The organism is Streptomyces griseus (assembly GCF_001715295.1).
Lineage (GTDB): Bacteria > Actinomycetota > Actinomycetes > Streptomycetales > Streptomycetaceae > Streptomyces > Streptomyces griseus_G.
In genome coordinates this window covers 261,014-286,831 of sequence record NZ_MDKB01000004.1, presented here as the reverse complement: position 1 = coordinate 286,831, position 25,818 = coordinate 261,014, and the positions used below count along the sequence as shown (strand labels likewise).

At 72.2% G+C, this 25,818-nt stretch carries 24 protein-coding genes; 16 read left to right on the top strand and 8 right to left on the bottom strand.

What is annotated here, in order from left to right:
- The first annotated feature begins 26 nt into the window (after positions 1–26).
- The 8 genes from BA175_RS22885 (at position 27) to BA175_RS22850 (ending at position 7,847) form a co-directional block, all read left to right on the top strand.
- Positions 27–980, top strand: a complete 954-nt coding sequence (locus tag BA175_RS22885; protein ID WP_069173378.1) for a helix-turn-helix transcriptional regulator — start codon at positions 27–29, stop codon at positions 978–980.
- 14 nt (positions 981–994) lie between these two features.
- Positions 995–1,951, top strand: a complete 957-nt coding sequence (locus BA175_RS22880; RefSeq protein ID WP_069173377.1) for a helix-turn-helix transcriptional regulator — start codon at positions 995–997, stop codon at positions 1,949–1,951.
- 37 nt (positions 1,952–1,988) lie between these two features.
- Entirely contained in the window at positions 1,989–2,261 is a 273-nt protein-coding gene (locus tag BA175_RS22875; protein ID WP_069173376.1) for a hypothetical protein, read from the top strand.
- A gap of 36 nt (positions 2,262–2,297) precedes the next feature.
- Positions 2,298–2,495, top strand: a complete 198-nt coding sequence (locus tag BA175_RS22870) for a hypothetical protein (RefSeq protein WP_069173375.1) — start codon at positions 2,298–2,300, stop codon at positions 2,493–2,495.
- A gap of 215 nt (positions 2,496–2,710) precedes the next feature.
- Positions 2,711–3,004, top strand: a complete 294-nt coding sequence (tatA, locus tag BA175_RS22865; RefSeq protein ID WP_069173374.1) for a Sec-independent protein translocase subunit TatA — start codon at positions 2,711–2,713, stop codon at positions 3,002–3,004.
- 49 nt (positions 3,005–3,053) lie between these two features.
- Positions 3,054–4,019, top strand: coding sequence for a twin-arginine translocase subunit TatC (tatC, locus tag BA175_RS22860; RefSeq protein ID WP_069173373.1), 966 nt, complete (start codon positions 3,054–3,056; stop codon positions 4,017–4,019).
- Between the two features lie 17 nt (positions 4,020–4,036).
- A complete protein-coding gene (locus BA175_RS22855; RefSeq protein WP_069173372.1) occupies positions 4,037–4,927 on the top strand; it encodes a diacylglycerol kinase in 891 nt (296 codons plus the stop codon).
- Positions 4,928–5,018: 91 nt separating this feature from the next.
- Positions 5,019–7,847, top strand: coding sequence for a DEAD/DEAH box helicase (locus BA175_RS22850; RefSeq protein WP_069173371.1), 2,829 nt, complete (start codon positions 5,019–5,021; stop codon positions 7,845–7,847).
- Positions 7,848–7,917: 70 nt separating this feature from the next.
- On the opposite strand, the gene BA175_RS22845 is transcribed toward BA175_RS22850, so the two are convergent.
- The 3 genes from BA175_RS22845 to BA175_RS22835 all read right to left on the bottom strand — a co-directional run bounded on the left by BA175_RS22845 (position 7,918) and on the right by BA175_RS22835 (position 11,035).
- Positions 7,918–8,361 (bottom strand): SPW repeat protein, encoded by a 444-nt coding sequence (locus BA175_RS22845; RefSeq protein WP_069173370.1) that lies wholly within the window; start codon positions 8,359–8,361, stop codon positions 7,918–7,920.
- A gap of 318 nt (positions 8,362–8,679) precedes the next feature.
- The gene (locus BA175_RS22840; RefSeq protein WP_069173369.1) at positions 8,680–9,324 is read right to left on the bottom strand and encodes a fasciclin domain-containing protein; all 645 of its coding nucleotides are present in this window, start codon (positions 9,322–9,324) and stop codon (positions 8,680–8,682) included.
- A gap of 70 nt (positions 9,325–9,394) precedes the next feature.
- Positions 9,395–11,035 carry a molybdopterin-dependent oxidoreductase gene (locus BA175_RS22835; RefSeq protein ID WP_069173368.1) on the bottom strand — a complete coding sequence of 547 codons (1,641 nt, stop codon included), beginning with the start codon at positions 11,033–11,035 and terminating at the stop codon, positions 9,395–9,397.
- A gap of 155 nt (positions 11,036–11,190) precedes the next feature.
- Here BA175_RS22835 and BA175_RS22830 point away from each other — a divergent pair, with 155 nt between their 5' ends.
- The 5 genes from BA175_RS22830 to BA175_RS22810 are packed head-to-tail and all read left to right on the top strand — an operon-like array spanning position 11,191 to position 16,684.
- Positions 11,191–12,462 (top strand): NAD(P)/FAD-dependent oxidoreductase, encoded by a 1,272-nt coding sequence (locus BA175_RS22830; protein ID WP_069173367.1) that lies wholly within the window; start codon positions 11,191–11,193, stop codon positions 12,460–12,462.
- 31 nt (positions 12,463–12,493) lie between these two features.
- Positions 12,494–13,216 (top strand): DUF1365 domain-containing protein, encoded by a 723-nt coding sequence (locus tag BA175_RS22825; RefSeq protein WP_069173366.1) that lies wholly within the window; start codon positions 12,494–12,496, stop codon positions 13,214–13,216.
- Positions 13,213–14,532 carry an SAM-dependent methyltransferase gene (locus BA175_RS22820; RefSeq protein WP_069173365.1) on the top strand — a complete coding sequence of 440 codons (1,320 nt, stop codon included), beginning with the start codon at positions 13,213–13,215 and terminating at the stop codon, positions 14,530–14,532. The genes BA175_RS22825 and BA175_RS22820 overlap by 4 nt, the downstream gene beginning before the upstream one ends.
- A complete protein-coding gene (locus tag BA175_RS22815; protein ID WP_069173364.1) occupies positions 14,529–15,884 on the top strand; it encodes an SAM-dependent methyltransferase in 1,356 nt (451 codons plus the stop codon). The genes BA175_RS22820 and BA175_RS22815 overlap by 4 nt, the downstream gene beginning before the upstream one ends.
- A complete protein-coding gene (locus BA175_RS22810) occupies positions 15,881–16,684 on the top strand; it encodes a DUF1295 domain-containing protein (protein WP_069173363.1) in 804 nt (267 codons plus the stop codon). The genes BA175_RS22815 and BA175_RS22810 overlap by 4 nt, the downstream gene beginning before the upstream one ends.
- A 143-nt stretch (positions 16,685–16,827) precedes the next feature.
- On the opposite strand, the gene BA175_RS22805 is transcribed toward BA175_RS22810, so the two are convergent.
- The 4 genes from BA175_RS22805 to BA175_RS22790 all read right to left on the bottom strand — a co-directional run bounded on the left by BA175_RS22805 (position 16,828) and on the right by BA175_RS22790 (position 20,504).
- Positions 16,828–17,583, bottom strand: a complete 756-nt coding sequence (locus BA175_RS22805; RefSeq protein ID WP_069173362.1) for an anti-sigma factor — start codon at positions 17,581–17,583, stop codon at positions 16,828–16,830.
- Positions 17,580–18,164, bottom strand: a complete 585-nt coding sequence (locus tag BA175_RS22800; RefSeq protein ID WP_069173361.1) for a sigma-70 family RNA polymerase sigma factor — start codon at positions 18,162–18,164, stop codon at positions 17,580–17,582. The genes BA175_RS22805 and BA175_RS22800 overlap by 4 nt, the downstream gene beginning before the upstream one ends.
- A 464-nt stretch (positions 18,165–18,628) precedes the next feature.
- On the bottom strand, positions 18,629–19,468 hold the full coding sequence (locus BA175_RS22795; protein WP_069173360.1) for a siderophore-interacting protein: 840 nt from the start codon (positions 19,466–19,468) through the stop codon (positions 18,629–18,631).
- A 127-nt stretch (positions 19,469–19,595) separates the two neighbouring features.
- Positions 19,596–20,504, bottom strand: a complete 909-nt coding sequence (locus BA175_RS22790) for a 5'-3' exonuclease (RefSeq protein ID WP_069173359.1) — start codon at positions 20,502–20,504, stop codon at positions 19,596–19,598.
- Positions 20,505–20,790: 286 nt separating this feature from the next.
- Between BA175_RS22790 and BA175_RS22785 the strand changes: the two genes are divergently transcribed.
- The 3 genes from BA175_RS22785 to BA175_RS22775 all read left to right on the top strand — a co-directional run bounded on the left by BA175_RS22785 (position 20,791) and on the right by BA175_RS22775 (position 24,423).
- On the top strand, positions 20,791–21,882 hold the full coding sequence (locus BA175_RS22785) for a quaternary amine ABC transporter ATP-binding protein (protein ID WP_079159737.1): 1,092 nt from the start codon (positions 20,791–20,793) through the stop codon (positions 21,880–21,882).
- A complete protein-coding gene (locus tag BA175_RS22780; RefSeq protein WP_069173357.1) occupies positions 21,875–23,686 on the top strand; it encodes an ABC transporter permease/substrate binding protein in 1,812 nt (603 codons plus the stop codon). Before BA175_RS22785 ends, BA175_RS22780 begins: the two co-directional genes overlap by 8 nt.
- Positions 23,687–23,877: 191 nt before the next feature.
- On the top strand, positions 23,878–24,423 hold the full coding sequence (locus tag BA175_RS22775; RefSeq protein WP_069173356.1) for a helix-turn-helix domain-containing protein: 546 nt from the start codon (positions 23,878–23,880) through the stop codon (positions 24,421–24,423).
- Between the two features lie 81 nt (positions 24,424–24,504).
- Here BA175_RS22775 and BA175_RS22770 read toward each other — a convergent pair whose 3' ends face one another.
- Positions 24,505–25,662, bottom strand: a complete 1,158-nt coding sequence (locus tag BA175_RS22770) for a TDT family transporter (RefSeq protein WP_069173355.1) — start codon at positions 25,660–25,662, stop codon at positions 24,505–24,507.
- Positions 25,663–25,818 lie beyond the last annotated feature (156 nt).

Below are 25,818 nucleotides of genomic sequence, written 5' to 3'. Positions count from 1 at the left end.
GTAGAGCGCGTAGAGAAAGGGCGTCGATGGCGATCGCCAAGGCCGAACGGCTGATGAACCTGGCACTGTGCCTGCTGGGTACCCGGCGCCCGCTCAGCAAGCGTGAGCTCCGCGGGTCCATCGAGGCGTACCTGGAAGCCGGCACCGACGAGTCCTTCAACCGCATGTTCGAGCGGGACAAGGAGGACCTGCGGGAACTCGGCCTCGTCATCGAGACCGTGGAGAACCTGGACGGTGACACCGGCTACCTCGCGCGCCGCGACAGCAACCGGCTGCCCCCCATCACCCTGGACGCCGAGGAGGCCGCCGCCCTCGGGCTCGCCGCCAAGGTCTGGCAGCAGGCCCGGCTGGCCGGAGCCGCCAGCGGCGCCCTGCAGAAGCTGCGGGCCGCCGGGATGCCGGAGGCCGAGGACGCCTACGAGGTGCACAGCGCGCTGGAACCCCGGATCCCCGTCCACGAGGCCGCTTTCGAGCCGCTCATGCTTGCGTGCCGCGACCGGCGTCCGGTCACCTTCGACTACCGCAAGGCCAACGCCGCCCGACCGGAGCAGCGCCAGGTCGAACCCTGGACGCTCGAGTGCTGGCGCGGCCACTGGTACCTGGCCGGGTGGGACCGCGGGCGGGGTGCCGAACGGGTCTTCCGGCTGTCCAGGATCTCGGGCCGGGTCCGCTCGCGGGCCGGCGCGTTCACGGCACCGGTGCCCGACGTGGTCACCGTCCGCGAGACGGTGGAGAGCTGGGCGGGGGAGACCGCGACCAGGACCGCCCGCATCAGGCTGCGTACGGGGGCCGGCTACCCGCTGCGCTCACGCGCGATATCGGTACGGGAACTCGGCGACGGCTGGGACGAGTTGGAGATCCCGTACGGGCACGGACTGGACGCCTGGCTCGTCGAGTTCGGGCCGGACGTCGTCGTGAGCGAGCCCGCCGACCTGCGGGCCGATGTGATGGACCGGCTGCGTGCCGTGGCCAAGGACTGAGGGGACCCCGACTCGTGGCCACGAACGCGATCGACCAGACCCGGCGGATGCTCTCCCTGGTGACCTATCTGCGCGAGCGCCCCGGCGCGCACGTCCAGGACGTCGCCCGGGCCTTCGGGATCACCGAGGACGAGCTCATCTCCGACCTCGACGTGCTCCCCATGTGCGGCACCAGCTTCCGCGGTGGCGATCTGCTCGACATCGACACCGACGGCGACCGTATCTGGTGGCACAACCCGGACGACGTGGCCGAACCGCTGCGGCTCGCCGCCGACGAGGCGACCGCCCTGCTCGTCGCCGCCCGAGCGGTCGCCACGCTGCCCGGGCTCCGCGAGAGCGACCGCCAGGCGCTGGTGCGCGCCACCGCGAAGCTGGAGACGGCGGCCGGGGAGGTGGGGGCGGCCAGCTCGCGGCTCTCGGTCACCTTCGAGTCCGAGGGCGGCGTCTTCGCCGAGGTGGACCGGGCGATCTCCGAGCGGCGCCGGCTCTGGCTGCGCTACTACTCGCCCGCGCGCGACGAACTCACCGAGCGCGAGGTGGACCCGATCCGGCTGTTCGCCGTCGGCCACACCTATATGGAGGGCTGGTGCCGGTTCTCCGAGGCCCGGCGCACCTTCCGCCTCGACCGGGTCGCGGAGATCCGGCTGCTCGACGCCCCGTCGGCCCCGCCCGCGCTGGAGCTGCGCGACCTGTCGGAGGGGCTGGTGCACCCGGCGGCCGAGGACCCGGAGGTCGTGATCGAGGTGGGGCCCGGCGGCCGGTGGGTCGCCGAGTACTACCCGCACGACAGCGCCGAGGAACTGCCCGACGGAGGCATGCGGATCACGCTGCGCACGCCCGACCCGGCGTCGCTGCGCCGACTGGCGCTGCGGCTGGGCGGCGAGGGCCGCATCACCGCCCCGCGGGACCTGGCGGAGAGCGCCCGGTCGGCGGCCCGCGAGGCCCTGGCCGCCTACGACGGCACGCTCTGAGCGGGCGTCACCGGTGCACCGAGGAGACGGAGGTCACATGACGGGCACACCGCGGCGGTCCGGACCGGTTCCGGTCCCGGTGGCCGCCGCCGTACGGTTCAGGGCCGCCTGCCCGGACTGCCGCGGGCGGTTCGAGCTCGCGGCGGGCGCCCTGCGCCTGGCGATCGGGGCCGGCCCCCGCACCACCTTCTACTCCTTCACCTGTCCCGAGTGCGGCTCCGCCGTCCGCAAGCCGGCCGGGGAACGCATCATCGAACTCCTCACCGGCGGCGGGGTGCGGACGCTGCGTCTCCACACCGCCCTGCGGTAACGCGCGCGGTGACGACATACACATCGAGGCTCGTCCATGTTCTGGCCCATGCTCGCCATCGCCCTCGGATTCCTCGGCCTCGCCGTGCTGGGTGTCCTGGCCGTGAAGGTCTTCGTCGAGGCGCAACGGCTCGGCAGACAGGTCGCCACGGCCACGCGGCGGATCAACCGGGCGGCGGAGGATCTCGAACGAGCGGCCACCACTCTCGCCGAGACGGGGGAGGCCCTGCGTTAGCGCAGCGCGCCCTCCTGATTCACCGGTTCGGGGGGTACGCTGCTGGAGTCGGCCCAGGCAGGGGGACGGGGGCCGCAAGCGGGAGTACGCACGGGCATTGCCTCGTGTTTACCCCTGCGGGTTACGATCGCTGCCAGCGCGAAGGCCGGACGTATGCCCGTCCGAACGGGTAGCGAGCCCACTCCCCAGTCGCCACAGTGAGAAGGAAGTCGCACATGATCGGCAATCTGAAGCCCCTCGAGATCGTTCTGATCATCGCTGTCATCCTGTTGCTCTTCGGTGCCAAGAAGCTTCCCGACATGGCGCGTTCGCTCGGCAAGTCGGCCCGCATCCTCAAGAGTGAGGCCAAGGCCATGAAGAAGGACGACGCGGACACCGCGGCGCCCACCACGGAGACCGTCGCGGACCCGGCACCGCAGGCGACCACCGCCCGCACGATCCAGGCCGCCCCGGGAGACGTCGCCAGCTCCCGCCCGGTCGGCGAGGCCAAGCCCACCACCCAGAGCTGACGGCTGACCCGCACCGACGACAGCCGCCGCACGAGACGAGGGAAGTGGGTTGCTCAAGTCTGCCCGCAAGCAGGAGAAGGACGACGAGGGGCGGATGCCCCTTCTCGATCACCTGCGTGAGCTGCGCAACCGGCTGCTGAAGTCGGTCCTGGCCATCGTGGTCGCCGTCATCGCGGCAGCGTTCTTCCAGAAGGACATCTTCGAGTTCCTGATGAAGCCGATCCTGGACTCGGTCGGCTGCAGGAACGGCGCCGTGACCATGATCAACGGCCGGCCGTGCGCGGAGATGACCACCAACGGGCTGCTGTCGCCCTTCACCATCGCGCTGAAGGTCTCCCTCATGGCGGGTGTGCTGGTGGCCACGCCCGTGTGGCTGTACCAGCTCTGGGCGTTCGTCGCACCCGGCCTGCACCAGCAGGAGAAGCGGTACTCGATGGCCTTCGTCGCCGCCGGGGTCCCGCTCTTCACCGCCGGCGCCTACGTCGCGTACGCGATCCTGCCGCAGACCGCGGAGATCATGCTCGGCTTCACGCCCGACAACGTGAAGAACCTGCTGCCGCTCGACGACTTCCTCGACCTGATCACGCGCATGGTGATCGTGTTCGGGCTGGCCTTCGAACTGCCGCTCCTGCTCATCCTGCTCAACATGACCGGCGTTCTCTCCGGGGCCCGCATGCTGCGCTGGTGGCGCGGGATGATCGTGGGCCTCACCGCCTTCGCGGCCGTCGCGACACCCGGCGGCGACCCCATCTCCATGATCCTGCTGGCCGGTCCGCTGGCGGTGCTCTACTTCTTCGCCGTCGGGGTCTCCCTCCTCAACGACCGGCGCAGGCGGCGGGCCGACCCCGACGCCGAGCTGGACGACGACGAGGCCTCGCGGCTGGACCTCACACCGGAGGACATCGGAGCGGTCGAGGGCGTCTCCTCCCCGCGGACCGCCCTGCCCGGGCAGGCCACCGGCGACTCCGACGGTTCGCGCTCCCCCCGGCTCAACGGTTACGACGACATCACCTGACCTTGTAGGGTCCCCGGGTGACCAGCGAGATCACCCTCTTCGTCAATCCCACCGCGGGAAGCGGCCGGGGCGCGCGAGCCGCGCAGCCGGCCGCTTCCGCGTTGCGGGACGCCGGATTCTCCGTACGGACGGTCCTCGGGGAGGACGCCGGTGACGCACTGCGGCGGGCTCGCGAGGCCGTGGCCGGAGGGACGGGGGCGCTCATAGCCGTGGGCGGGGACGGCATGATGTCCCTCGCGCTGCAGGCTGTGGCCGGGACCTCCACACCGCTCGGGGCCGTGGCCGTGGGTACCGGCAACGACTTCGCACGCGCCCTCGGGCTGCCGGTGCGCGATCCGGCCGCGGCCGGGCGGCTGGCCGCGGAGGCGCTCAAGGCGGGAACGGCACGTGAGATCGACCTCGGCCGGGCCGGGGGGCGCTGGTTCGGCTCCGTGCTCGCCGCCGGGTTCGACTCGCGGGTCAACGACCGGGCCAACCGCATGCGGTGGCCCGGCGGGCGGTTCACGTACGACCTGGCGATCCTCGCCGAGCTGGCGGCCTTCCGGCCGATCCCGTACCGCCTCCGGCTGGACGGCGGGGCGGTGCGCGAGATCGAGGCGACCCTGGTCGCGGTGGGCAACGGGCCGGCGTACGGCGGCGGCATGCGGATCTGCGCCGACGCCGTCATGGACGACGGGCTCTTCGACGTCACGGTGGTCGGGGACTGCAGCCGGTCCACCCTGCTCACGGTGTTCCCGAAGGTGTACCGGGGTACGCACCTCGGTCACCCGAAGGTCACCGTGCACCGGGTCTCCTCGATCACGCTGGAAGCGCCCGGTGTCACGGCGTACGCCGACGGTGAGCCGCTCGGCGCGCTGCCCCTGACGGTCACCTGCGTGCCGGGCGCGGTCCGGGTCCTGGGGCCGTGATCACGCTCCGGAACGCCCGTGCGGTGATCCCCGCACCGGGAGAACAAAGATCGGGCTGACTGTCATACGCGGCGGGTAGGCTCGTATCAAGATGACAGAGGACCTCTCACCAGCTGAGCGATACCAGGCTTCCCGGGTCCGTGCCGCCGAGCAGGCCACGGCCCTCGGGCCCTTCCGCGAGATGTACGAGTTCGGGCTGGACCCGTTCCAGATCGACGCCTGCAAGGCCCTGGAGGCGGGCAAGGGGGTGCTGGTCGCCGCTCCCACCGGGTCGGGCAAGACCATCGTCGGCGAGTTCGCCGTGCACCTGGCCCTGCGGCAGGGCCGCAAGTGCTTCTACACCACGCCGATCAAGGCGCTGTCCAACCAGAAGTTCACCGACCTCGTCAGGCGTTACGGGGCGGACAAGGTCGGGCTGCTGACCGGGGACAACAGCGTCAACGCGGACGCGCCGGTGGTCGTCATGACCACCGAGGTGCTGCGCAACATGCTGTACGCCGGCTCCCAGGCGCTCATCGGCCTCGGTTACGTGGTCATGGACGAGGTGCACTACCTCTCCGACCGCTTCCGCGGCGCCGTGTGGGAGGAAGTGATCATCCACCTGCCGGAGTCGGTGACCCTGGTGTCGCTGTCGGCGACCGTGTCCAACGCCGAGGAGTTCGGTGACTGGCTGGACACCGTCCGCGGCGACACCGAGGTGATCGTCTCCGAGCACCGCCCCGTGCCGCTGTGGCAGCACGTCATGGCCGGGCGCCGGATGTACGACCTCTTCGAGGAGGAGACGGACCACGGGGGCCGGGGGACCGGCCGCCGGGAGGTGAGCCCCGACCTCGTACGCCTGGCCCGCATGGAGAACCAGCGCGGCTACGACCCGCGCGACCGGCGCCGCGGGAAGATGGTGCGCGAGGCGGACCGTGAGCGGGAGCGCCGCCAGCGGAGCCGGATCTGGACACCGGCGCGGCCCGAGGTCATCGACCGGCTCGACGCCGAGGGGCTGTTGCCGGCCATCACCTTCATCTTCAGCCGGGCCGGCTGCGAGGCCGCCGTGCAGCAGTGCCTGCAGGCCGGGCTGCGGCTCAACGACGAGGACAAGCGCCGGCTGGTGCGCGAGATCGTCGAGGAGCGGACGGCGTCCATCCCGGGTGAGGACCTGCATGTCCTCGGTTACTACGAGTGGCTGGAGGGCCTGGAGCGCGGGATCGCCGCGCACCACGCCGGCATGCTGCCGACCTTCAAGGAGGTCGTGGAGGAGTTGTTCGTCCGCGGCCTGGTCAAGGCCGTCTTCGCGACGGAGACGCTGGCACTCGGCATCAACATGCCCGCGCGCTCCGTGGTGCTCGAGAAGCTCGTGAAGTGGAACGGCGAGCAGCACGCCGACATCACGCCCGGCGAGTACACGCAGCTGACCGGGCGGGCGGGGCGCCGGGGCATCGACGTCGAGGGCCACGCGGTGGTGCTGTGGCAGCGGGGCATGGATCCGGGCGCGCTCGCCGGTCTGGCCGGCACGCGTACGTATCCGCTGCGCTCCAGCTTCCGGCCTTCGTACAACATGGCCGTGAACCTCGTGCAGCAGTTCGGGCGGCACCGCTCGCGCGAGCTTCTCGAAACCTCCTTCGCGCAGTTCCAGGCCGACCGGTCCGTGGTCGGGATCTCCCGGCAGGTCCAGCGCAACGAGGAGGGTCTCGCGGGCTACAAGGAGGGCATGACCTGCCACCTCGGCGACTTCGAGGAGTACGCGCGGCTGCGCCGTGACCTCAAGGACCGGGAGACGGAGCTCGCCAAGCAGGGCGCGGCCCAGCGGCGGGCGGCGGCGGCCGCGTCCCTGGAGAAGCTGAAGCCCGGTGACGTCATCCACGTGCCGACCGGCAAGTTCGCCGGGCTCGCGCTGGTCCTCGACCCGGGGCTGCCCGCCGGGCGGACCAACGGGCACCGCGGACTGGAGTACCACGACGGGCCGCGCCCCCTGGTCCTGACCGCCGAGCGGCAGGTCAAGCGGCTGGCCCAGATCGACTTCCCCGTCCCGGTGGAGGCGCTGGAGCGCATGCGGGTGCCCAAGGCGTTCAACCCCCGCTCCCCGCAGTCGCGCCGCGATCTCGCCTCGGCGCTGCGGAGCAAGGCCGGGCACATCGATCCGGGGCGGCACCGCAAGCAGCGGGCCGCGGCGGCGGACGACCGCGAGATCGCCCGGCTGCGCACGGAGCTGCGTGCGCACCCCTGTCACGGGTGCGACGAGCGCGAGGACCACGCGCGGTGGGCCGAGCGGTACCACCGCCTGCAGCGTGACACGCGGCAGCTGGAGCATCGCATCGAAGGACGGACCAACACGATCGCCCGGACCTTCGACCGGATCGTGGCCCTCCTCACCGAGCTGGACTACCTCCGGGGCAACGAGGTCACGGAGAACGGCAGGCGGCTGGCCCGGCTCTACGGCGAGCTGGACCTGCTGTCCAGCGAATGCCTGCGGGAGCGTGTCTGGGAGGGGCTCAACCCCGCCGAGCTGGCGGCGTGCGTCTCCGCGCTCGTGTACGAGGCACGCCAGGCGGACGACGCGGTCGCCCCCAAGCTGCCGTCGGGTCCGGCGAAGACGGCGCTGCGGGAGATGGTCCGTATCTGGGGACGGCTCGACGCCCTGGAGGAGGACTTCAAGATCAGCCAGACCGAAGGGGTCGGCCAGCGCGAGCCCGACCTCGGCTTCGCCTGGGCTGTCTACATGTGGGCCTCGGGACGGACGCTGGACGAGGTGCTCCGCGAGGCGGAGATGCCGGCGGGCGACTTCGTGCGGTGGTGCAAGCAGGTCATCGACGTACTCGGCCAGATCGCGGCTGCGGCCCCCCGGGACGGCAGTTCGGTGGCGAAGAACGCGCACAAGGCCGTCGACGCGGTGCTGCGCGGAGTGGTGGCGTACAGCTCCGTGGGGTGACCCGGCGGGTGCACGGAGAAGCGGTCACAGGCGGTGCGTCCGTCCTGTGACCGCTTTCGCCTGCCCCCTGTCAGGTCTTTCTGTTCCTGAACGCGAGTCCCGCGCACGCCGCTCCCAGCACGATCGCCAGTGCTCCGACGATGACGTTGTTGAGGATGACGCCCGTGTCCGGGCTCTGCCCCACGATCCAGGTCGACGCGATGAGCCAGGCACCCAGGGCGCTGATCGCCATGCTCATTCCCGTCATCCGTTCCGGCATGGCGGTGAAGGACAGCGCCAGTACGGCTATCGCGATCCCGATGACGAGGTTGTGCGTCACCAGGGAGGGCTGGCTCGCTGTGAAGTGCAGGACCCACGGTGAGACGGCGCAGTACAGACCGAGCAGGAACACCGGTGCGTCCGCCATGGCCGTGGTGCGCCCGCCGCCGCGGACCACGCGGTCGTGGCGCGCCCGCATCTCTTCGGCGTCCGGGTGGCCGGACATGTCCCTTCCGGTGTGTGAGACGTTGCTCATGAGGTTCGTCTCCTTCCTCTGGCAGGAGCGGCCGCGCTTCCGAGTACGCGGTCACCACCTCTCTCCGTCCAGTGTGCTCTTACCTGTCCCTTATGTGAAGTTTTTTCGGGAGGGGATTCCGCGGCTTCCCCGAGCCGGCGCGATACCTGGGGACGAGGGCCCGCGCGGAGGCCCGCGCGGCGCTCCGGGACAGCCGCCGAACCTGCGGGACCAGCGACGGCGCGAGCCCCGCGGCCCGCGGTGCCCCGGTCGTCGGGGCGGGCGCGGTGCGCGGGGCTCGTCCGTCTCAGGCCGTCAGCGTACCGACGGGCCGGTCGCTCAACTGGACGGCATCAGAACGGTGTCGACGATGTACACCGTGGCGTTGGCGGTCGGGACGTTGCCGCAGACGACCTTCGAGGAGTCGTTCACGGTGTACGCCATGTCCGAGCCGGAGGTCGTCAGCTTCGTCTTGGCCAGGGTGTCGAAGGACCCCTTGTCCAGCTGCGCCGGCGTCAGCTTCTGACCCACCACGTGCGCGGTGAGCACCTTGGTGAGCTGCTCCTTGTCGGCGAGCAGCTTGTCCAGGTCGGCCTTCGGGATCTTCGCGAACGCGTCGTCGGTCGGCGCGAACACCGTGATGTCCTGCGCGTTGTTGAGCGTGTCGACGAGCCCGGCCTGCTTGACCGCGGCGACCAGGGTGGAGAGCGCCGGGTTGTTCGACGCGGCGGTGGCGACGGGGTCCTTCGCCATGCCGTCGAAGGAGCCCGCGCCGTCCTTCGGAACGGTCGCGCAGGCCGGGCCGAACGGCTCGTCCATGGGCGTGGCCTCCTCGGTCGCTTCGGCCGGGGAGGACGCGGCCGCGCTGGGGGCCGAGTCGGCCGAGGAGGTGTCGCTGTCGCCGCCGCAGGCGGTGAGGGTCAGCGGCAGCAGGGCCGCTGCGGACACGGCGACGGCGACTCGGCGGAGGTGACGGGCGTTCATGGTGTTCTCCTGATGAAGTAGCTGATCGATCAGAGGGATCTGGTGGAAAAGGGGTGCGGGCAGGGAGGCGTCAGGGCACGTCGACCACCACCGAGTGCCATCCGGTCGCACCGTCGGGGACGGTGCCGACCCGCTTGCCGGTCTGGGTGGCGCCGGTGCCGTCCGTCGCCCGGACTTCGAGGGTGTGGTGCCCGGAGGTGGCCGGCCACTCCCAGACCCACTGGCGCCATGTGTCACGCCCGGCGTCGGCGGCCAGTCGTGCGGTGTGCCACTCGCCGCCGTCGACCCGGACCTCGACGCGGGAGATGCCCCGGTGCTGAGCCCAGGCGACCCCGGCGACGGGCACCTTTCCCGCCGTGGGGGAGGCGAAGGGGCGAGGGGTGTCGATACGGGACTCCGTTTTGACGGGTGCCTGGGCCGCCCAGTCGCGCTCGACCCAGTAGGCGTCGTACGCGTCGAACGTCGTCAGCTCGATGTCCCGGATCCACTTGCAGGCCGACACGTAGCCGTACAGACCGGGGACGACCATCCGGACCGGGAAGCCGTGCTCGAACGGCAGGGGTTCGCCGTTCATCCCGACCGCGAGCAGTGCGTCGCGCCCGTCCATGACCGTCTCGACCGGCGTGCCGATCGTCATGCCGTCGACCGAGCGCGCCACGATCTGGTCGGCCGGACCGCCGTCCGACGGAGGCCTCACGCCGGCCTCGCGCAGCAGGTCGGCCAGACGTACGCCGATCCACCGGGCGTTGCCGACGTAGGGGCCGCCCACCTCGTTGGACACACAGGTCAGCGTGATGTCGCGTTCGACGAGCTCCCGCCGCAGAAGGTCCTGGAAACCGACCGTCAGAGGCCGTTCCACTCCCTTGCCGTGGATGCGCAGACGCCACGTGCCGGCGTCGACGCGCGGGACCACGAGCGCGGTGTCCACCCGGTAGAAGTCCTTGTTCGGGGTGACGAAGGAGCTCAGGCCCCGGATCCCGAGGTCCGCTCCGGGGGGCGTCGCCGGGGCCGGCGAGGCGGGCGACGGCAGCCCCACTTCGCCGCGTGAGGCGGCGGCCCCGGCCAGCCCGGACGCCGTGAGCCGTCGGCCCAGGAATCCGGCACCGGCCGAGGCCGCCGCGGCGGTGGTCGCCGCGATCACGAATCCGCGGCGGTCGAAGGAGCCCTGCCTCCCGCCGTCCGGCACCCCGGCCGCGGGTGACGGTACGGACGCGGAGGACGGTGCGGAGGTGAGCCGTCCGGCCAGGAGATACAGCACTCCCGCGGCCACCACCGCTCCCACGGCCGAGGGCAGCGCGTCGCTCGGGCGGCCCTCCGGCCGCCCGGCCGCAGCCACCGCCCCGATCACGCCGAAGACCAGGACTGCCGCAGCGCCGCTCCGCCGGTGCCGCAGGGCGAGGACCCCCACCGCCATGGCGAAGACCGCCAGGAGGACGAGGATGCCCACCTGCAGCACCAGCTTGTCGCTCGTGCCGAAGTTCCGTACGGCGAAGTCCTTGACGGCCGGCGGGGTGCGGTCGATGACCGCCCCGCCGACCGCCGTGACGGGCCCCGCCTCGGGGCGTACGGCAGCCGCCACGAGCTCGGCGACGCACAGGGCGGAGAACCCGGAGATCAGACCGCTGAGCGCGGCATGACCCGCACCCGCCCAGCGGGATCCCCGGGGTCCGGTGGCCCCGTGCCTCTGCGAAACATCTCGGTCTGTTCTCACACCGGGAGTTCGACGCCGGCCTCCCCCCGGATTGGTCGTTCACTCGATCGGAGGAAGTCTGATCATCGGCCAATCCGGCGGCCGGTCGGCTTCGAATGACCTTCCAGGGGCCCCTCACCAGGGAAGTCACCAGCACGGACACCGGAAGGAACCGAATGACCAGGCAGCGGCGACGCACGGCCGTAGTGGGGAGCGGAGTGGCGGGACTGACCGCCGCACACGTCCTGGGCAAGGCGCACGACGTGACGCTCTACGAGGCCGACACACGCGTCGGGGGACACGCCCACACGCACGACCTGATCTCGTCGGACGGCCGGACCCACCACGTCGACTCCGGCTTCATCGTGCACAACCGGCGCACCTACCCGCGCCTTCTCCGGCTCTTCGGCGAACTCGGCGTCGCCACGCAGGAGTCGGAGATGAGCATGTCCGTACGCTGCGAGGGGTGCGGCCTCGAGTACGCGGGCGCCCGGGGCGCGGCCGGGCTGTTCGCCACGCCGCGCGCCGCCCTGCGGGCGCCGTACCTGCGGATGCTCGCCGAGGTGCCCCGCTTCCACCGGGCGGCCCGGGCGCTGCTCGCCCGCGAAGGGGACGCCCCGGCCATGACCCTCGGGGAGTTCGCCGCGCGAGGCCGCTTCTCCCCGTACTTCTCGGCCCACTTCCTGACGCCCGTCGTCTCCGCCGTCTGGTCGTGCGACCCGGTGACCGCGACGCGTTACCCGGCCCACTACCTCTTCCGGTTCATGGACCACCACGGGATGCTCTCGGTCGGCGGCTCCCCCGTCTGGCGCACGGTCACCGGCGGATCGCAGGCCTACGTCGAGCGGATCGCCAAGCAGGTGCACTCCGTGCGTACGGCGACACCCGTCCGCGCACTGCGCAGGCACAGCGACGGAGTGGAGATCGTCGCCGAGGACGGTTCGACCGAGGCGTACGACGCGGTGGTCGTCGCCACCCACCCCGACCAGGCCCTGCGGCTGCTCGCCGACCCCACCGACGAGGAGCGGCGCGTCCTCGGGGCGTTCCGCTACTCCCGCAACCCCACCCTGCTGCACACCGACACCACGCTGCTGCCGCGCAGCCGGGGAGCGGCGGCCTCCTGGAACTACCTGATGCCCTCCTGTGCCGCCGACGCCGAGCGGGTCACCGTCAGTTACGACATGAACCGGCTCCAGCGTCTGGACGCCCCCGAACGGTTCGTCGTCACGCTGAACGGCGCCGACCGGGTCGGCCCGGACCTCGTCCGCGCCCGCATGGTCTACGAACACCCCGTCTACACACCGGAATCCGTCGCGGCGCAGGCCCATCTGCCCGCCCTGTCGGGCCCGGTCACCGCCTTCGCGGGGGCGTACCACGGCTGGGGCTTCCACGAGGACGGCTGCCGGTCCGGAGTCGAGGCCGCCGCCGCCCTGGGAGTGATCTGGTGAGCATGCACCGCCACCGTCCGGGAGCGGCCCGGTGAACGCCCTCTATCCGTGCGCCATCACGCATGTGCGCACCTCACCCCGGCGGTACGCCCTGCGGCACCGCACCTACCTGTGGCTGATCGACCCGGACCGCCCGCCACGGCTGCCGCGCGCGCTGCGGCCGCTGGCGAGGTTCGACGCCCGCGACCACTTCGGCGGGACGGCCCCCACCGTCCGGGCCGGTCTCGAACGGTTCCTGCGGGCCCGGGGCGTCGACCTCGCCGACGGCACGGTCACGATGCTCACCCACGCCCGCGTGCTCGGCCACGTCTTCAACCCGCTGACCGTCTACTGGTGCCACCGTCCCGACGGCAGCCCGCTCTGCGTGGTCGCCGAGGTGCACAACACCTACGGGGAGCGCCACTGCTACCTGCTGCACCCGGACGGGGCCGGCCGGGTGTCCACCGGCAAGGACTTCTACGTGTCGCCGTTCTTCCCGGTGGACGGCGACTACCGGATGCGGCTGCCCGAGCCGGGACCGCGACTGGACCTGACGGTCCACCTGGAGCGCGAGGGTGCCCGGCCGTTCACCGCGACCGTACGCGGGGTCCGGCGCCCCGCCACGCCCGCGCGGCTGCTCCGGCTGGCCCTTCGGCACCCCCTGTCCACCCTGATCGTCTCCCTCGCCATCCGGCTGCACGGCGTCCGGCTGTTCCTGCGCCGGCTCCCCGTACAGCCCCGTCCCCGTCATCACACCCAGGAAGGCATGCAGTGAAGGTGCCCACCACTTCCCCCGAATCCCCCGCCCGGCAGGGCGTACCCGCCCAGGCCGGACCCGCGGCGCACGGCCCCGGGGCCGCACCGGCGCCCGTCGATCCGGCGCGCTGGCCGGACGTCGTGGCCCTGCCGAAGGCGTCCCGGGCCAGGACGGCGACGGCCGAACGGCTCGTACGCCACGCCCTCGGCCGGCTGCCCCTGAGAGCCCGGCTCGCCGGCCGGGCCGGTATCGGGCTCGGCGGACCCCTGATGGAGGTCCGCGAACCCGACGCGTTCTTCCGCAGGATCGGTGCGCGCGGGCTCATCGGCTTCGGCGAGTCGTACATGGCGGGCGAGTGGGACTCTCCCGACCTCGTCGGGGTCCTGACCGTGCTGGCCGGGAACGCGGCGGAGCTGGTACCGGCGCCGCTGCAGAAGCTGCGGGCCCTGTGGGCACCCCGGCAGCCCGCCGTCCAGGTCAACAGCCGCGAGAACGCGCGCGGCAACATCAGTCATCACTACGACCTGTCGAACGACCTCTTCGCGCTCTTCCTCGACGAGACGCTGACCTACTCGTCCGCAGTATTCCGGGGCTTCCCTGCGGACCAGGAACTGCTTCCGGCCGCCCAGCACCGCAAGATCGACCGGCTCCTGGACCTCGCGGGAGTGGGCCCCGGGACGCACCTCCTCGAGATCGGCACCGGCTGGGGCGAACTCGCCATCCGCGCGGCCTCCCGGGGCGCCCGCGTCGTCTCCCTCACCCTCTCCCGGGAGCAGCAGGAGCTGGCCCGGGGCCGTATCCGCGAGGCCGGCCACCAGGACCGGGTCGACGTGCGCCTGTGCGACTACCGGGACGCGACCGGGACGTACGACGCGGTGGTCAGCGTCGAGATGATCGAGGCGGTGGGCGAGGAGTACTGGCCGGTGTACTTCCGCACGCTGGAGCGCTGCCTCGCCCCCGGCGGCCGGATCGCCCTGCAGGCGATCACCATGCCGGACGACCGGCTGCGGGCCAGCCGCACCACGTACACCTGGATCCAGAAGTACATCTTCCCCGGCGGTCTGCTGCCCTCCACCGAGGCGATGGAGCGCGTCACCGCCGACGGCACCGGCCTGCGGATACGGCAGCGCACCGGCTTCGGCACGCACTACGCCGAGACCCTGAGGCTCTGGCGGGAACGCTTCACCGACCAGGGCCCCCAGGTCGAGGCCCTCGGCTTCGACGAGACCTTCCGCCGCATGTGGACCTTCTACCTCGCCTACTCGGAAGCGGGGTTCCGCTCCGGCTACCTCGACGTCCAGCAGCTTCTCCTGACCCGTGAGGACACCGCGTGAAGACCACGACCGAGACCCCCCGGAGCTCCCGCACCGGAGCGGCGCAGCGGATCGCGCCCGTCGTCGAGCAGTTCCTCGGCGGCCCCCCGCCGGTCAGGATCCGGATGTGGGACGGCAGCGAGACCGGCCCCGCCGACGCGCCCACCGTGCACGTGCGCTCCCGGCGCGCACTGCGCCGGCTGCTCTGGCAGCCCGGTGAACTCGGCCTCGCGGAGGCTTACATCACCGGTGACATCGAGGTGCCCGGCGACCTCTCCGACGGGCTGCGGGCCTTGCGCCGGGCGGCCCGGGCCGGGGCGCAGGCTCCCCGGCCCGGTCTCGCCGCGCGGGTCCGGGCCGCCGGCACGGCCCTGCGCCTCGGCGCCGCCGGGCCCCGCCCGCCCGTCCCGGCGGCGCGCGCCGGGCTCCGCGGCGCGCTGCACAGCAAGGCCCGCGACCGGGCCGCCATCAGCCATCACTACGACCTGTCCAACGCCTTCTACTCCCTGCTCCTCGACGGGACGATGGCGTACTCCTGCGGCTACTGGACCGGTGAGGAGCCGGGGTACGGGCCTGCCGACGCGCAGCGCGACAAGCTGGAACTCGTCTGCCGCAAGCTCGCACTCCGGCCCGGCGCGCGGCTGCTCGACATCGGCTGCGGGTGGGGCTCCCTGACGCTGTACGCGGCACGCCGGCACGGGGTCCGGGTCACCGCCGTCACCCTCGCCTCGGAACAGGCCGCCCATGTGCGCGGGCAGGTGGCGGCCCAGGGCCTGGAGGACCTGGTCGACGTGGAGTGCCGCGACTACCGGGACATCACGGCTCTGCCCGGTTTCCAGGGCGGGTACGACGCCGTGTCCAGCATCGAGATGGGCGAACACGTCGGCGACGCCGAGTACCCGGCCTTCACGGCACTGCTCCACGCGGTGCTGCGGCCGCGGGGGCGTGCGCTGGTGCAGCAGATGTCCCGCGGGACCACCGCCCCGGGCGGCGGCGCGTTCATCGAGTCGTACATCGCGCCGGACATGCACATGCGCCCGCTCGGCGAGACGGTCGGGCTCCTGGAGGGGGCCGGGCTCGAGGTACGCGATGTCGAGTCGCTGCGCGAGCACTACGTCCTCACCGTGACCGCCTGGTTGCGCACCCTGGAGGAGCGCAGAACCGAGTTCGAAGCGCTGGTCGGTGCGGAGACCGTGCGCGTGTGGCGGCTCTACCTGGTGGGCGCCGCCCTGGCCTTCGAGGAGCGGCGGATGGGCGTCGACCAGATCCTCTCGGTGCGGCCCGACGCGGACGGCTCGGTGGGGCCGCCGGCCACCCGGCACGGCTGGTACGACGGGCTGGGCGCACCGCACGGGCCGGAGGACGGCCGGTGAACGGCTTCGCGTGGGCGGATTTCGCCCGGAACCTGGCGGTGGGCGCGGGCACCGCCCTCGCGGTCATGCTCGTGACCTTCGCCGTGGCCCTGCGCGCGGGGGTGCACCGCGTCGTCGACGTGGCCTGGGGCATCGGCTTCGCCGCCGTGGCCCTCGTCTCGTACGTCCTCTCCCGGGGCGACGGCTCCGAGGGGCTCCGCCTCCTGGTGACCGTGCTGACCGTCGTCTGGGGGCTGCGGCTGGCCGTGCACATCGGGCGGCGGGGGCGTGGCCACGGGGAGGACCCGCGCTACGCGGCCATGCTCGCCCGCGCGCCCGGAAGCCAGGCCCTCTACGCCCTGCGCAAGGTGTACCTCCTGCAGGGCGCGCTGGTCTGGCTGATCTCCCTCCCCGTGCAGGCGGCGTACTACGTCACGGGCCCGCTGACGTGGTGGGCCGGGGCCGGAACGGCGCTGTGGGCGCTCGGGCTGGCCTTCGAGGCGGTGGGGGACGCGCAACTGGCCCGCTTCAAGGCCGACCCGGAGAACCGCGGCCGCGTCATGGACCGGGGGCTGTGGGCCTGGACCCGTCATCCGAACTACTTCGGGGACTTCTGCGTCTGGTGGGGGCTGTTCCTCCTCGTCTGCGTACAGCCCGCGGTCGCGGCCGCGACCCTCGTGTCGCCCGTCGTGATGAGCCTGCTGCTGACCATGGGCAGCGGCAAGGCGCTCCTGGAGCGGCACATGGCGGGGCGGCCGGGTTACGCGGAGTACCGGGCCCGGACCAGCGGCTTCCTGCCGCGGCCCCCGGCCCGGCGCTGAACGGCCGTTTCGGCCGCCGTACGGCCACACTCCCGGTCCGGTGTCCCGAAGAGGCCTCGCCTTCAGGACCCTGACACGCACGATCCCCGCAACTCCCCGAGATCCAGGGTGTTGCGGGGATCGCCGTGACCGGCCCCGGCCGCTCAGGCCTGCCCGAACTCCATCAGGGCCACCGGCTGCGAGGTGGGCCGTTCGGACCCGCCCGACGGCTCGACGGTGATCCCCATGCCGGAAGCACCGTCGACCGGTCCGTCGAGCAACACCGCGTCGTCCGTGGCCTTCGGGTTCATCAGGCCGGCGGACCGCATGGTGCCGTGGTCGTCGAACCAGAGCTGGTACACCTTGCCGCCGGGCGGCCGGGCCATGTCCGAGGCCACGAACACCGCGCGGTTCACGCGGTGCGAGACGACGACGGCTCCCCGGGCCCCGCCCGCCAGCTCCGCGGCTGCCGTCGTGGCGTCCGGCGCGGACAGCACCCGCGCCACCAGCTCGCTCCGCTGCTGCGCACGGGAGACCTCCTGCCGCGCGTCCTGGGCGACCTCGTGCTGCCACACGGCGACACCACCCAGTGCGGCGGCGGCGGCGACGCATGCGGCGAGCGCGTACGAGGACCAGCGGCCGGCCCGGCCCGCCCGGGAGGAGGCGCGCTGCCTCATGCCGGCCTGCGGCGGCTCCTGCCGTACGTGCGTGATCTCCCGCAGCACCCGGTCCCGCAGTGCGGGCGGCGCGGCGGCGGAGACCGCGAGCCCGAGCCTGGCGGCGGTGGCGGACAGCTCCCGGACCTCCTGGGCGCAGGCCTCGCACACCCGCAGATGGCGTTCGAACTCCAGGCGTTCCCCGTCCGGCAGCGCGTGCAGGGCGTAGGCGCCGGTCAGTGTGTGCAGCTCGGCCGTGCTCATGCGTTCACCCCCAGGCAGTCGCGCAGCCGGATGAGTCCGTCGCGCAGCCGCGTCTTGATGGTTCCCAGCGGTACGGAGAGCAGCTCGCCGACCTCGCGGTAGGTCAGCCCGCGGTAGTACGCCAGGGTGACGGACTCCCGCTGCAGTTCGGAGAGCGTCCGCAGACAGCGCCGGACCTGCTCCCTCTCGAGCCGGGTCTCCACCTGTTCGGAGACCTGGTCGAAGTCGGGCGTGCGGTCGAGCAGCGCCGCCTTGTGCTCCCGGGCGGACGCCGCCTCGGCGGAACGTACCCGGTCCACCGCCCGGTGATGGGCCAGCGTGAGCACCCAGTTCATCGCGCTGCCGCGCGACGGCTGGAAGCGCGGGGCGGTACGCCACACTTCGACCAGCACCTCCTGGGCCACCTCCTCGGACTGGGCCGGGTCGCGCAGGATGCTCCGCACCAGTCCGAGCACCGGGCCGCTGACCTGGTCGTAGACCTGCGTAAAGGCGTCCTGGTCGCCGCGCGCCACGTGGACGAGCAGTTCTTGCAGATCGGGTTCCGCCGAGCGGACCCCACTGATGTGTACGACTTCTTCCACGCGGTCGTTCCTCCCGGGCACGTGTCGGTTTCCTCCGTTGGTTCGGAGCCGACGACCCCGCGGATTGGCCTGCGGCCCGACATGGTCGCACGCCCTTGCGTCGGAGGGGCGTGCGGGTCACCCCGTGGGGTGTGCACCCGTACCCGCCTCGGCACCCCGGCGGGCACGGCCACGGGGGTGTCCGGGCACCACTCCGGCACCGGGGACGCGGAGGGGGAGCTCCCGCGAGGCCGGCCGGCGTCCTCCCGCCGTTCCTGGCCGCGCACCGGTGGCCGGCGTCCGGACACCGGGGACCGGCGGCCCGGGACGACTCCCCGCCGAGGCGCCTGACGGCCGGGTGGAGCGCTCCGTACCGCACGGGCGGGAAGCCCCCGGCGCCGCGGAACGGCACCGCACCCGGAGCCGACGACACCCGGCCGCCGTCCGTGACGTCGACCGGGTGTCCGAGCACAGGCGGGCCGGCGCTACCCGGCGTTCTCCTCGCGTTCCACCTGCTCGTTCCACTCGCGCTTGACCGCGCGCCACGCGTCGTCGTTCTGCCCGAGGCGCCAGTACCCGGAGATCGACAGCCGGGAGAGCGGGACGCCGCGCTCCTTACGCAGGTGGCGTCTGATCTCCTTCACGAACCCCGCCTCGCCGTGGACGAAGGCCTGCACCTCACCTTCGGGGAAGTCCAGGTCCGACACCGCGGCCACGAGAGCCTCGCCCACCGGACGCCCGTCCCGGTGCAGCCAGGTCACGGCCGCCCCGTCCCGCGTCACGATCTTCTGCTCCTCCGCCGCGTCGGCCACCTCGACGAAGGCGTGCACCAGGGCGCCCGCCGGCATCTGCTCCAGCGTCGCGGCGATGGCCGGCAGCGCGCTCTCGTCACCGGCCAGCAGATGCCAGTCGGCCGAGTCCTGCGGCCGGTAGCCGCCGCCCGGTCCCAGGAAGGTCACCTGGTCGCCGGGGCGCGCCCGGGTCGCCCACGGCCCCGCGAGCCCCTCGTCACCGTGCACCACGAAGTCGACCGCGAGCTCCCGCGTTGCGGGATCCCAGGAGCGCACCGTGTAGGTGCGGGTCGTGGGCCACAGCTCACGCGGGTACTCCTCGCGGATCCGGGCCATGTCGAAGGGGTGGGCGTAGTCCGCGCCCTCGGGGGCGAAGCAGAGCTTGATGTAGTGGTCGGTGAATCCGGCGAGGGAGAAACCGGCCAGGCCGTCACCCCCGAGGACCACGCGCACCATGTGCGGAGTGATCTGCTCGGTGCGCAGGACCTGTGCCCCCTGCGCCTTCGGTGCCTGGCGTGCCGGCCGCTCTGCCACGAGGTTCTCCCTGCTCTGGACGTACAAGACGCTGGGCGTGCGGGGTCCGCTGCCGCTCGGGCCCGCCGATCGCCCCCGCCGCACACCCAGGCCCCCCACACGCTTAGGCTTACCTAAGTTAGCATCCTCACGCCTGGAGCGTCACGAGCAGGCGCTGCAGGGCGCCCCCCAGGCCCCACCGGGCCGCGAGCGCCTCCAGCGCGGCAGGGTCGCGCGGCTCCCGCGGCAGGGCGAGGCCGACCTCGGGCAGCGGTACGTCGTCGGCGACGCGGACGACCTTCGGAGCGACCGCGACGTAGTCCCGTGCCTCGTCGAGGCGCTTGCGCTGCGACGGGGTCAGCCGGGCGGCGGGGTCGTCCACCGCGGCCATGATCCCCGCGAGGTCGCCGAAGGCGTCCAGCAGCTTCGCGGCCGTCTTCTCGCCGATGCCCGGGACACCCGGCAGCCCGTCGCTCGGATCCCCGCGCAGCAGCGCCAGGTCGACGTATCCGGCGCCGTCCACGCCGTACTTCTCCCGCAGCCAGGCCTCGTCCGTCACCTGGAGCGAGCCCACGCCCTTCAGCGGGTAGAGCACCCGCACCCCGCGGGCGTCGTCGACGAGCTGGTAGAGATCGCGGTCCCCGGTGACGATGTCCACGGGCCCGGTGGCCCGCCCCGCCAGCGTGCCGATCACGTCGTCCGCCTCGTACGGTGCGACACCGATACGGGTGATGCCGAGGGCGTCCAGCACCTCCTTGATGATCGGGACCTGCGGGGAGAGCGTGTCGGGGGTCTCCTCCTCGTCGGGCACGCCCGCGGGCGTCTCGACGGCCACCCGGTGCGCCTTGTAGGTGGGAATCAGCTCCACCCGCCAGTGCGGCCGCCAGTCCGCGTCCATGCAGGCGACCAGGTCGTCCGGCCGGTGGTCCTGCACCAGCCTGGCGATGAAGTCGAGCAGCCCACGCACGGCGTTGACCGGTGTGCCGTCCGGTGCGCGCACCGAGTCGGGGACGCCGAAGTAGGCGCGGAAATAGAGGGAGGCGGTGTCGAGGAGCATCAGGCGTCGCGTCACACCCCGATGATGCCGCACGCCACCGACAGTCACGGCCTACGGGCGGCCGCACCTCCGGGGCCGTGCACGCAGCGTTTCCCGGGCGGGGCGACCCTTTCGGGTGAGCTGGGTCACACGTGTGTTTGGGTTGTGTAAGCCGGGGCAGGCGCGCCAATGGAGCGGACCACGCCCATTTTTTGCCTGTGCGCGTGTTCTGCGGACCGAATCCGCCCGCTCCACGGTCTGCCCGCGGGGGTGACAGACCGTTTTCGGTTCAACGCGTGAGGTGTATGTGTCAAGGCTGCAAGCGGAGCATCTGTACAAGGTGTTCGGCAGACGACCCGATCAAGCCGTGCGGAAGCTCCAGGACGGTACCCAGCGAGACGAGCTGCGCGCCGACGGAACGACCGCAGCGGTGATCGACGCCTCGTTCACCGTGGAGCCGGGGCAGATATTCGTCGTCATGGGACTCTCCGGATCCGGTAAGTCGACCCTGCTGCGGATGCTCAACGGCCTGCTGGAGCCGACCGCCGGGCGGGTGCTGTTCGACGGGCAGGACCTGACGGCGCTCAGCGCCCGCGAACTGCGCGGTGTCCGCTCGTCGAAGATCAGTATGGTCTTCCAGCACTTCGCGCTCTTCCCTCACCGCAGCGTCCTGGAGAACGCCGGGTACGGCCTGGAGGTGCAGGGGGTGCCGCGCGCCGAACGCGAGCAGCGCGCCGCCGAGGCACTCCAGCTGACCGGCCTGGCCGGGTGGGAGAAGTCCTGGCCCGACGAACTGTCCGGAGGTATGCAGCAGCGCGTGGGCCTGGCCCGCGCGCTCGCCACCGACGCCGACCTGCTGCTGATGGACGAGTCCTTCAGCGCGCTCGACCCGCTGATCCGCCGTGACATGCAGGACCAGCTCCTCGAACTCCAGAAGCGGCTGAAGAAGACCATCGTCTTCATCACCCACGACCTCAACGAGGCCATGCGCCTCGGCGACCGCATCGCCGTGATGCGCGACGGCGAGATCGTGCAGCAGGGCACCGCCGAGGACATCCTCGTCCGGCCGTCCGACGACTACGTGGCGTCGTTCATCCAGGACGTGGACCGCTCCCGGGTGCTGACCGCCGGTTCGATCATGGAAGCGCCCGAGGAGGGCCGCTCCGACAAGGACCTGCTGGCCGAGGCCCCCGCGACGGTGTCCGCGGAGACCCCCATCGCCGAACTCTTCACCCCCTGCTCCACCAGCGGGGTCGCCGTCGCCGTCACGGACGCGGGCGGCGGCGTCATCGGGGTCGTGCCGCGCACCCGGCTCCTCGCCGTACTCGGCGAGGAACCGCAGGTCGAGGACGTCCTGCCCGCCCAGGGCGAGGCCGAGGCGGTGAAGGCCAGTGCCTAGGTTCTCCTTCGGCGCCTGGGTCGAGAACGCGGTCGACTGGCTCCAGTCGAACCTCTCCTGGATCTTCGACGCCATCAAGACCGTCCTCGGCGGCATGTACGACGGTGTCGACGCGGTGCTCGGCGGCGGTGAGCCGCTGCTGATGGCGGCCATCTTCGCCGTCCTGGCGTTCTGGCTGCGCGGTGTGGTGCCGGCCGTCCTCACCTTCGTGGGCTTCGCCCTCATCGACTCGCTCGCCCTCTGGGACGAGGCGATGGCCACGCTGTCGCTGGTCGTCGTGGCAGCGGTCATCACCATCGTGATCGCGGTGCCCACGGGTGTCTGGGCCGCCCGCAACAGCAAGGTCAGCGCCACGCTGCGGCCGGTGCTCGACGTCATGCAGACGATGCCGGCCTTCGTCTACCTGATCCCCGGCGTCATGTTCTTCGGCGTCGGTGTCACCCCCGGTGTGATCGCCACCATCGTCTTCGCGATGCCGCCCGGGGTCCGGATGACCGAGCTCGGCATCCGCCAGGTCGACGGCGAACTGGTCGAGGCCGCCGAGGCGTTCGGCACCACGCCCAAGGACACCCTGACCCGGGTGCAGCTGCCGCTCGCCCTGCCGACGATCATGGCCGGAATCAACCAGGTCATCATGCTGGCCCTGTCGATGGTCGTCATCGGCGGTATGGCCGGGGCCGGCGGCCTCGGCGAGAAGGTCTACGCCGCGATCACCCAGCTCCAGGTCGGCCTCGCCGCCGAGAGCGGGATCGCCGTCGTCATCCTGGCCATGTACCTGGACCGGATGACCGGCGCGCTCAACGAACGGGTCTCCCCGCTCGGCCGCCGCGCCGCCGCCAAGGCCGCCGCAAGTGCCCGCCGTATGAAGTTCGCGCACTACAAGCCGGGGACCGCCGTCGCCATGATCGGCGTCGTCGTCCTGGCGCTCGTCGCGGGTGGCCTCAACATGGCCGGCTCCGGAGGCAGCGGCGCGAAGAGCAACCAGGCCGGCGGCGGAAACGTCGGCAAGGGCCAGAAGATCAACCTGGGCTACATCCCCTGGGACGAGGGCATCGCCTCCACGTTCCTGTGGAAGGAGATCCTGGAGCAGCGGGGCTACGAGGCCGGTGTCACCCAGCTCGACGCCGGTCCGCTCTACTCCGGCGTCGCCCGCGGTGACATCGACTTCCAGACGGACTCCTGGCTGCCCACCACGCACAAGGACTACTGGGACAAGTACAGCGACCAGCTGGACGATCTCGGTTCGTGGTACGGGCCGACCTCGCTGGAGCTGACGGTTCCCTCGTACGTCAAGGGCATCGATTCGCTGGCGGACCTGAAGGGCCAGGGGAAGAAGTTCAACGGCAAGATCATCGGCATCGAGTCGAGCGCCGGGATGATGGGCACCCTCAACGACAAGGTGCTCAAGGCGTACGGCCTGGAGGGCGAGTACAAGGTCGTCTCCTCCAGCACGTCCTCGATGCTCGCCGAGCTGAACGCCTCCATCAAGAAGAAGGAGCCGGTCGTGGTGACCCTGTGGTCGCCGCACTGGGCCTACGGGAAGCACGACCTGAAGAAGCTCGAGGACCCCAAGGTTGCCTGGGGTGAGGGCGAGCAGATCCACACGGTGGCCAAGAAGGACTTCGCCGAGGACTTCCCCGAGCTCACCGGCTGGCTGAAGGACTTCAAGCTCAGTGAGGCGCAGCTGGCCTCCCTCGAGGTGGAGATCCAGAAGGGTGGTGCGGGCAAGGAGAAGGAGTCCGCCCGCCACTGGATGGACGCCAACCCGGACGTGGTGGACGAGATGGCGCCCGTCGGCGGCTGAGCGCCCGTCTCCGATCAGAACGCCTGCCCGAGGAAGGGGGCGGCCCCGGTAGCGAACCGGAGCCGTCCCCTTCAGGCTGGTCGGAGGAGCCCCGGACGGTTTCCCGTCCCGCCACTTCCGCTCCATCCCGCGAACGACATGCGTAGGGTGCTGGCAACCGGGAGGATGGCGAACCGGGGAGGGAGCCGGACATGGACGACAAGGAAGCCCTTCGAGTGGGTGCCGCGGTCCGACGCCGCCGCAGGACCCTCGGACTGACCCTGGCCGCGGTGGCCGGGCGCAGCGGCCTGTCCGTACCCTTCCTCAGCCAGATCGAGAACGAACGGGCCAGACCCAGCCCCCGGTCCCTGGACCGGGTGGCCCAGGCGCTGGAGACCACGACCGAGCGACTGCGGGCCGCGGCCGACTCGGCGCGCGCCGTGGACGTCGTACGGGCGGACGACGCCGACGGCGCACGGCGGCTGGTGCGCGGACGCCACCAGCTCAGTGCCCTGGAATTCGTGGGCGAGCAGGACCTCGGGCGCGAGTTCCAGCACCGCAACGACGAGCTGATGTACGTCGCCGAGGGAGCCGTCGAGGTCGAGGCCGAGGGGCAGGCCCACCGGCTCGGGAAGGGCGACACGCTCTTCCTCTCCGGCGGGGTCAGACACCGGTGGCGGACGACCGTCCCGGGCACCCGGCTGCTGGTCGTCTCGGTCGCCGAGCACATCGACGCCACGTACGACACACGCCGCTGACCGGCCGCCGGTACGCACCGTCACCCGGTACGCCCACCGGCCCCGGCGGGCCCGCCGCACGCGTCGGCCGGCGGCCGTCACTCACGCGCTGACCGGCACCGGCCGGGGCGCCGCGAGCAGTGCCCCGCTGAACAGCCCGCCCAGCGTCCGTACGCCGGCGACGGCCCACGCGGTCACCAGCAGCACGTAGAGCGCCACCGCGAGCCAGGTGAAAGCGGCCACCCCGGTGTGCCGGGCCAGGCCCGCCGCCCCGGTGACACACGTACCGACCGGGAAGGTGAACCCCCACCACGTCATCGTGAACCGCATCCCGCGCCGGGCCGCGCGCACCACCATGGCCGCGGACAGGGCCAGCCACAGCAGCGCGAACCCCATGACCGGCACTCCGTACAGCACGGCGAACGCGCCGAAGGCAGAGGCGTACGGGGCGCCGACCGCGTGGGGCGCCGCGTCGGCGAGCTGGCCGGCGGCGGTCGTGGACTGGCCGAGCGGGCCGAGTACCAGGAACAGCGCCGGGGTCAGCGCGAGCGGCAGCGGGCCCTCGTGCACCAGCCGGGCGAAGACGAGCGGGAGCACCACGAGGGTCGCCAGCAGCGACATCCCGAACATCGCGTAGCAGGCGAGCAGAAGCGCCCCGCGCGCTTGGCCGGGCGGCAGCTCGGGCACCAGCAGGGGGCCGACGGCGGCCGAGACCATGGGCGCGACCAGGGGGAGCAGCCAGACCGGCGAGGCGGTGCCGCGCGCCGGCCGGTGGCGTACGACCATCAGGTACGGGACCACCACGGCGGCGGCCAGGCCCACCACGGTGCCCACGGTGAACAGCACCGCGTCCACGGCGACGGCCGCCGGGCGCCCGATGACGTCCCGACCGAGCGTGAGGGTGCCCGCGCCGACGGCGAGCAGCGCCATGGAGAGGCAGCCGTAGAAGGGGGCGACGGCGGGGTCCAGCAGGTGGGCCCGGGCCTGGCCCGGGTGGAGGGCCCAGTGGCCGGCTCGGGCGGCGAGGACGACGGCGAGCAGCGCCGCGGACAGGGCCCAGACGGCGAGGAGGGTGCCACGCAGCCCCGGCACATGGACGGGCAGGGCCGCCCCGGCGGTGGCCACGATCGCGGTGCCCATGACCGTCGCGTACCAGTTGGGGCCGACGTGCCGCAGGGAGGGGAGCCGGAGGGCGGGGTCCGGGGCGGAGGGGTCGGGAAGGGCGGGACGCGCGGTCCGGGTCTGCGGAAAGATGGCCATGCCACGATCCTCGGCGGGTGGGTGCGGGCCCACCAGGGAGCTCGGCTCTATGAGGTCATAAGCTGGTTTTATGTCCCCTTCGGTCCCGCCCGCCGATCCCTCGTCCCCGTCCGCCCCCGCCGACGTGTCCCCGCCCGCCCCCGCCGACGTGTCCCC

Excerpts from the sequence above, each read along its gene's own strand:
- BA175_RS22885 (WP_069173378.1), top strand. The coding sequence starts at position 27 with ATGGCGATCGCCAAGGCCGAACGGCTGATGAACCTGGCACTGTGCCTG.
- BA175_RS22875 (WP_069173376.1), top strand. The coding sequence starts at position 1,989 with ATGACGGGCACACCGCGGCGGTCCGGACCGGTTCCGGTCCCGGTGGCC.
- BA175_RS22870 (WP_069173375.1), top strand. The coding sequence starts at position 2,298 with ATGTTCTGGCCCATGCTCGCCATCGCCCTCGGATTCCTCGGCCTCGCC.
- tatA (WP_069173374.1), top strand. The coding sequence starts at position 2,711 with ATGATCGGCAATCTGAAGCCCCTCGAGATCGTTCTGATCATCGCTGTC.
- BA175_RS22850 (WP_069173371.1), top strand. The coding sequence starts at position 5,019 with ATGACAGAGGACCTCTCACCAGCTGAGCGATACCAGGCTTCCCGGGTC.
- BA175_RS22845 (WP_069173370.1), bottom strand. The coding sequence starts at position 8,361 with ATGAGCAACGTCTCACACACCGGAAGGGACATGTCCGGCCACCCGGAC.
- BA175_RS22840 (WP_069173369.1), bottom strand. The coding sequence starts at position 9,324 with ATGAACGCCCGTCACCTCCGCCGAGTCGCCGTCGCCGTGTCCGCAGCG.
- BA175_RS22830 (WP_069173367.1), top strand. The coding sequence starts at position 11,191 with ATGACCAGGCAGCGGCGACGCACGGCCGTAGTGGGGAGCGGAGTGGCG.
- BA175_RS22805 (WP_069173362.1), bottom strand. The coding sequence starts at position 17,583 with ATGAGCACGGCCGAGCTGCACACACTGACCGGCGCCTACGCCCTGCAC.
- BA175_RS22790 (WP_069173359.1), bottom strand. The coding sequence starts at position 20,504 with ATGCTCCTCGACACCGCCTCCCTCTATTTCCGCGCCTACTTCGGCGTC.
- BA175_RS22775 (WP_069173356.1), top strand. The coding sequence starts at position 23,878 with ATGGACGACAAGGAAGCCCTTCGAGTGGGTGCCGCGGTCCGACGCCGC.
- BA175_RS22770 (WP_069173355.1), bottom strand. The coding sequence starts at position 25,662 with ATGGCCATCTTTCCGCAGACCCGGACCGCGCGTCCCGCCCTTCCCGAC.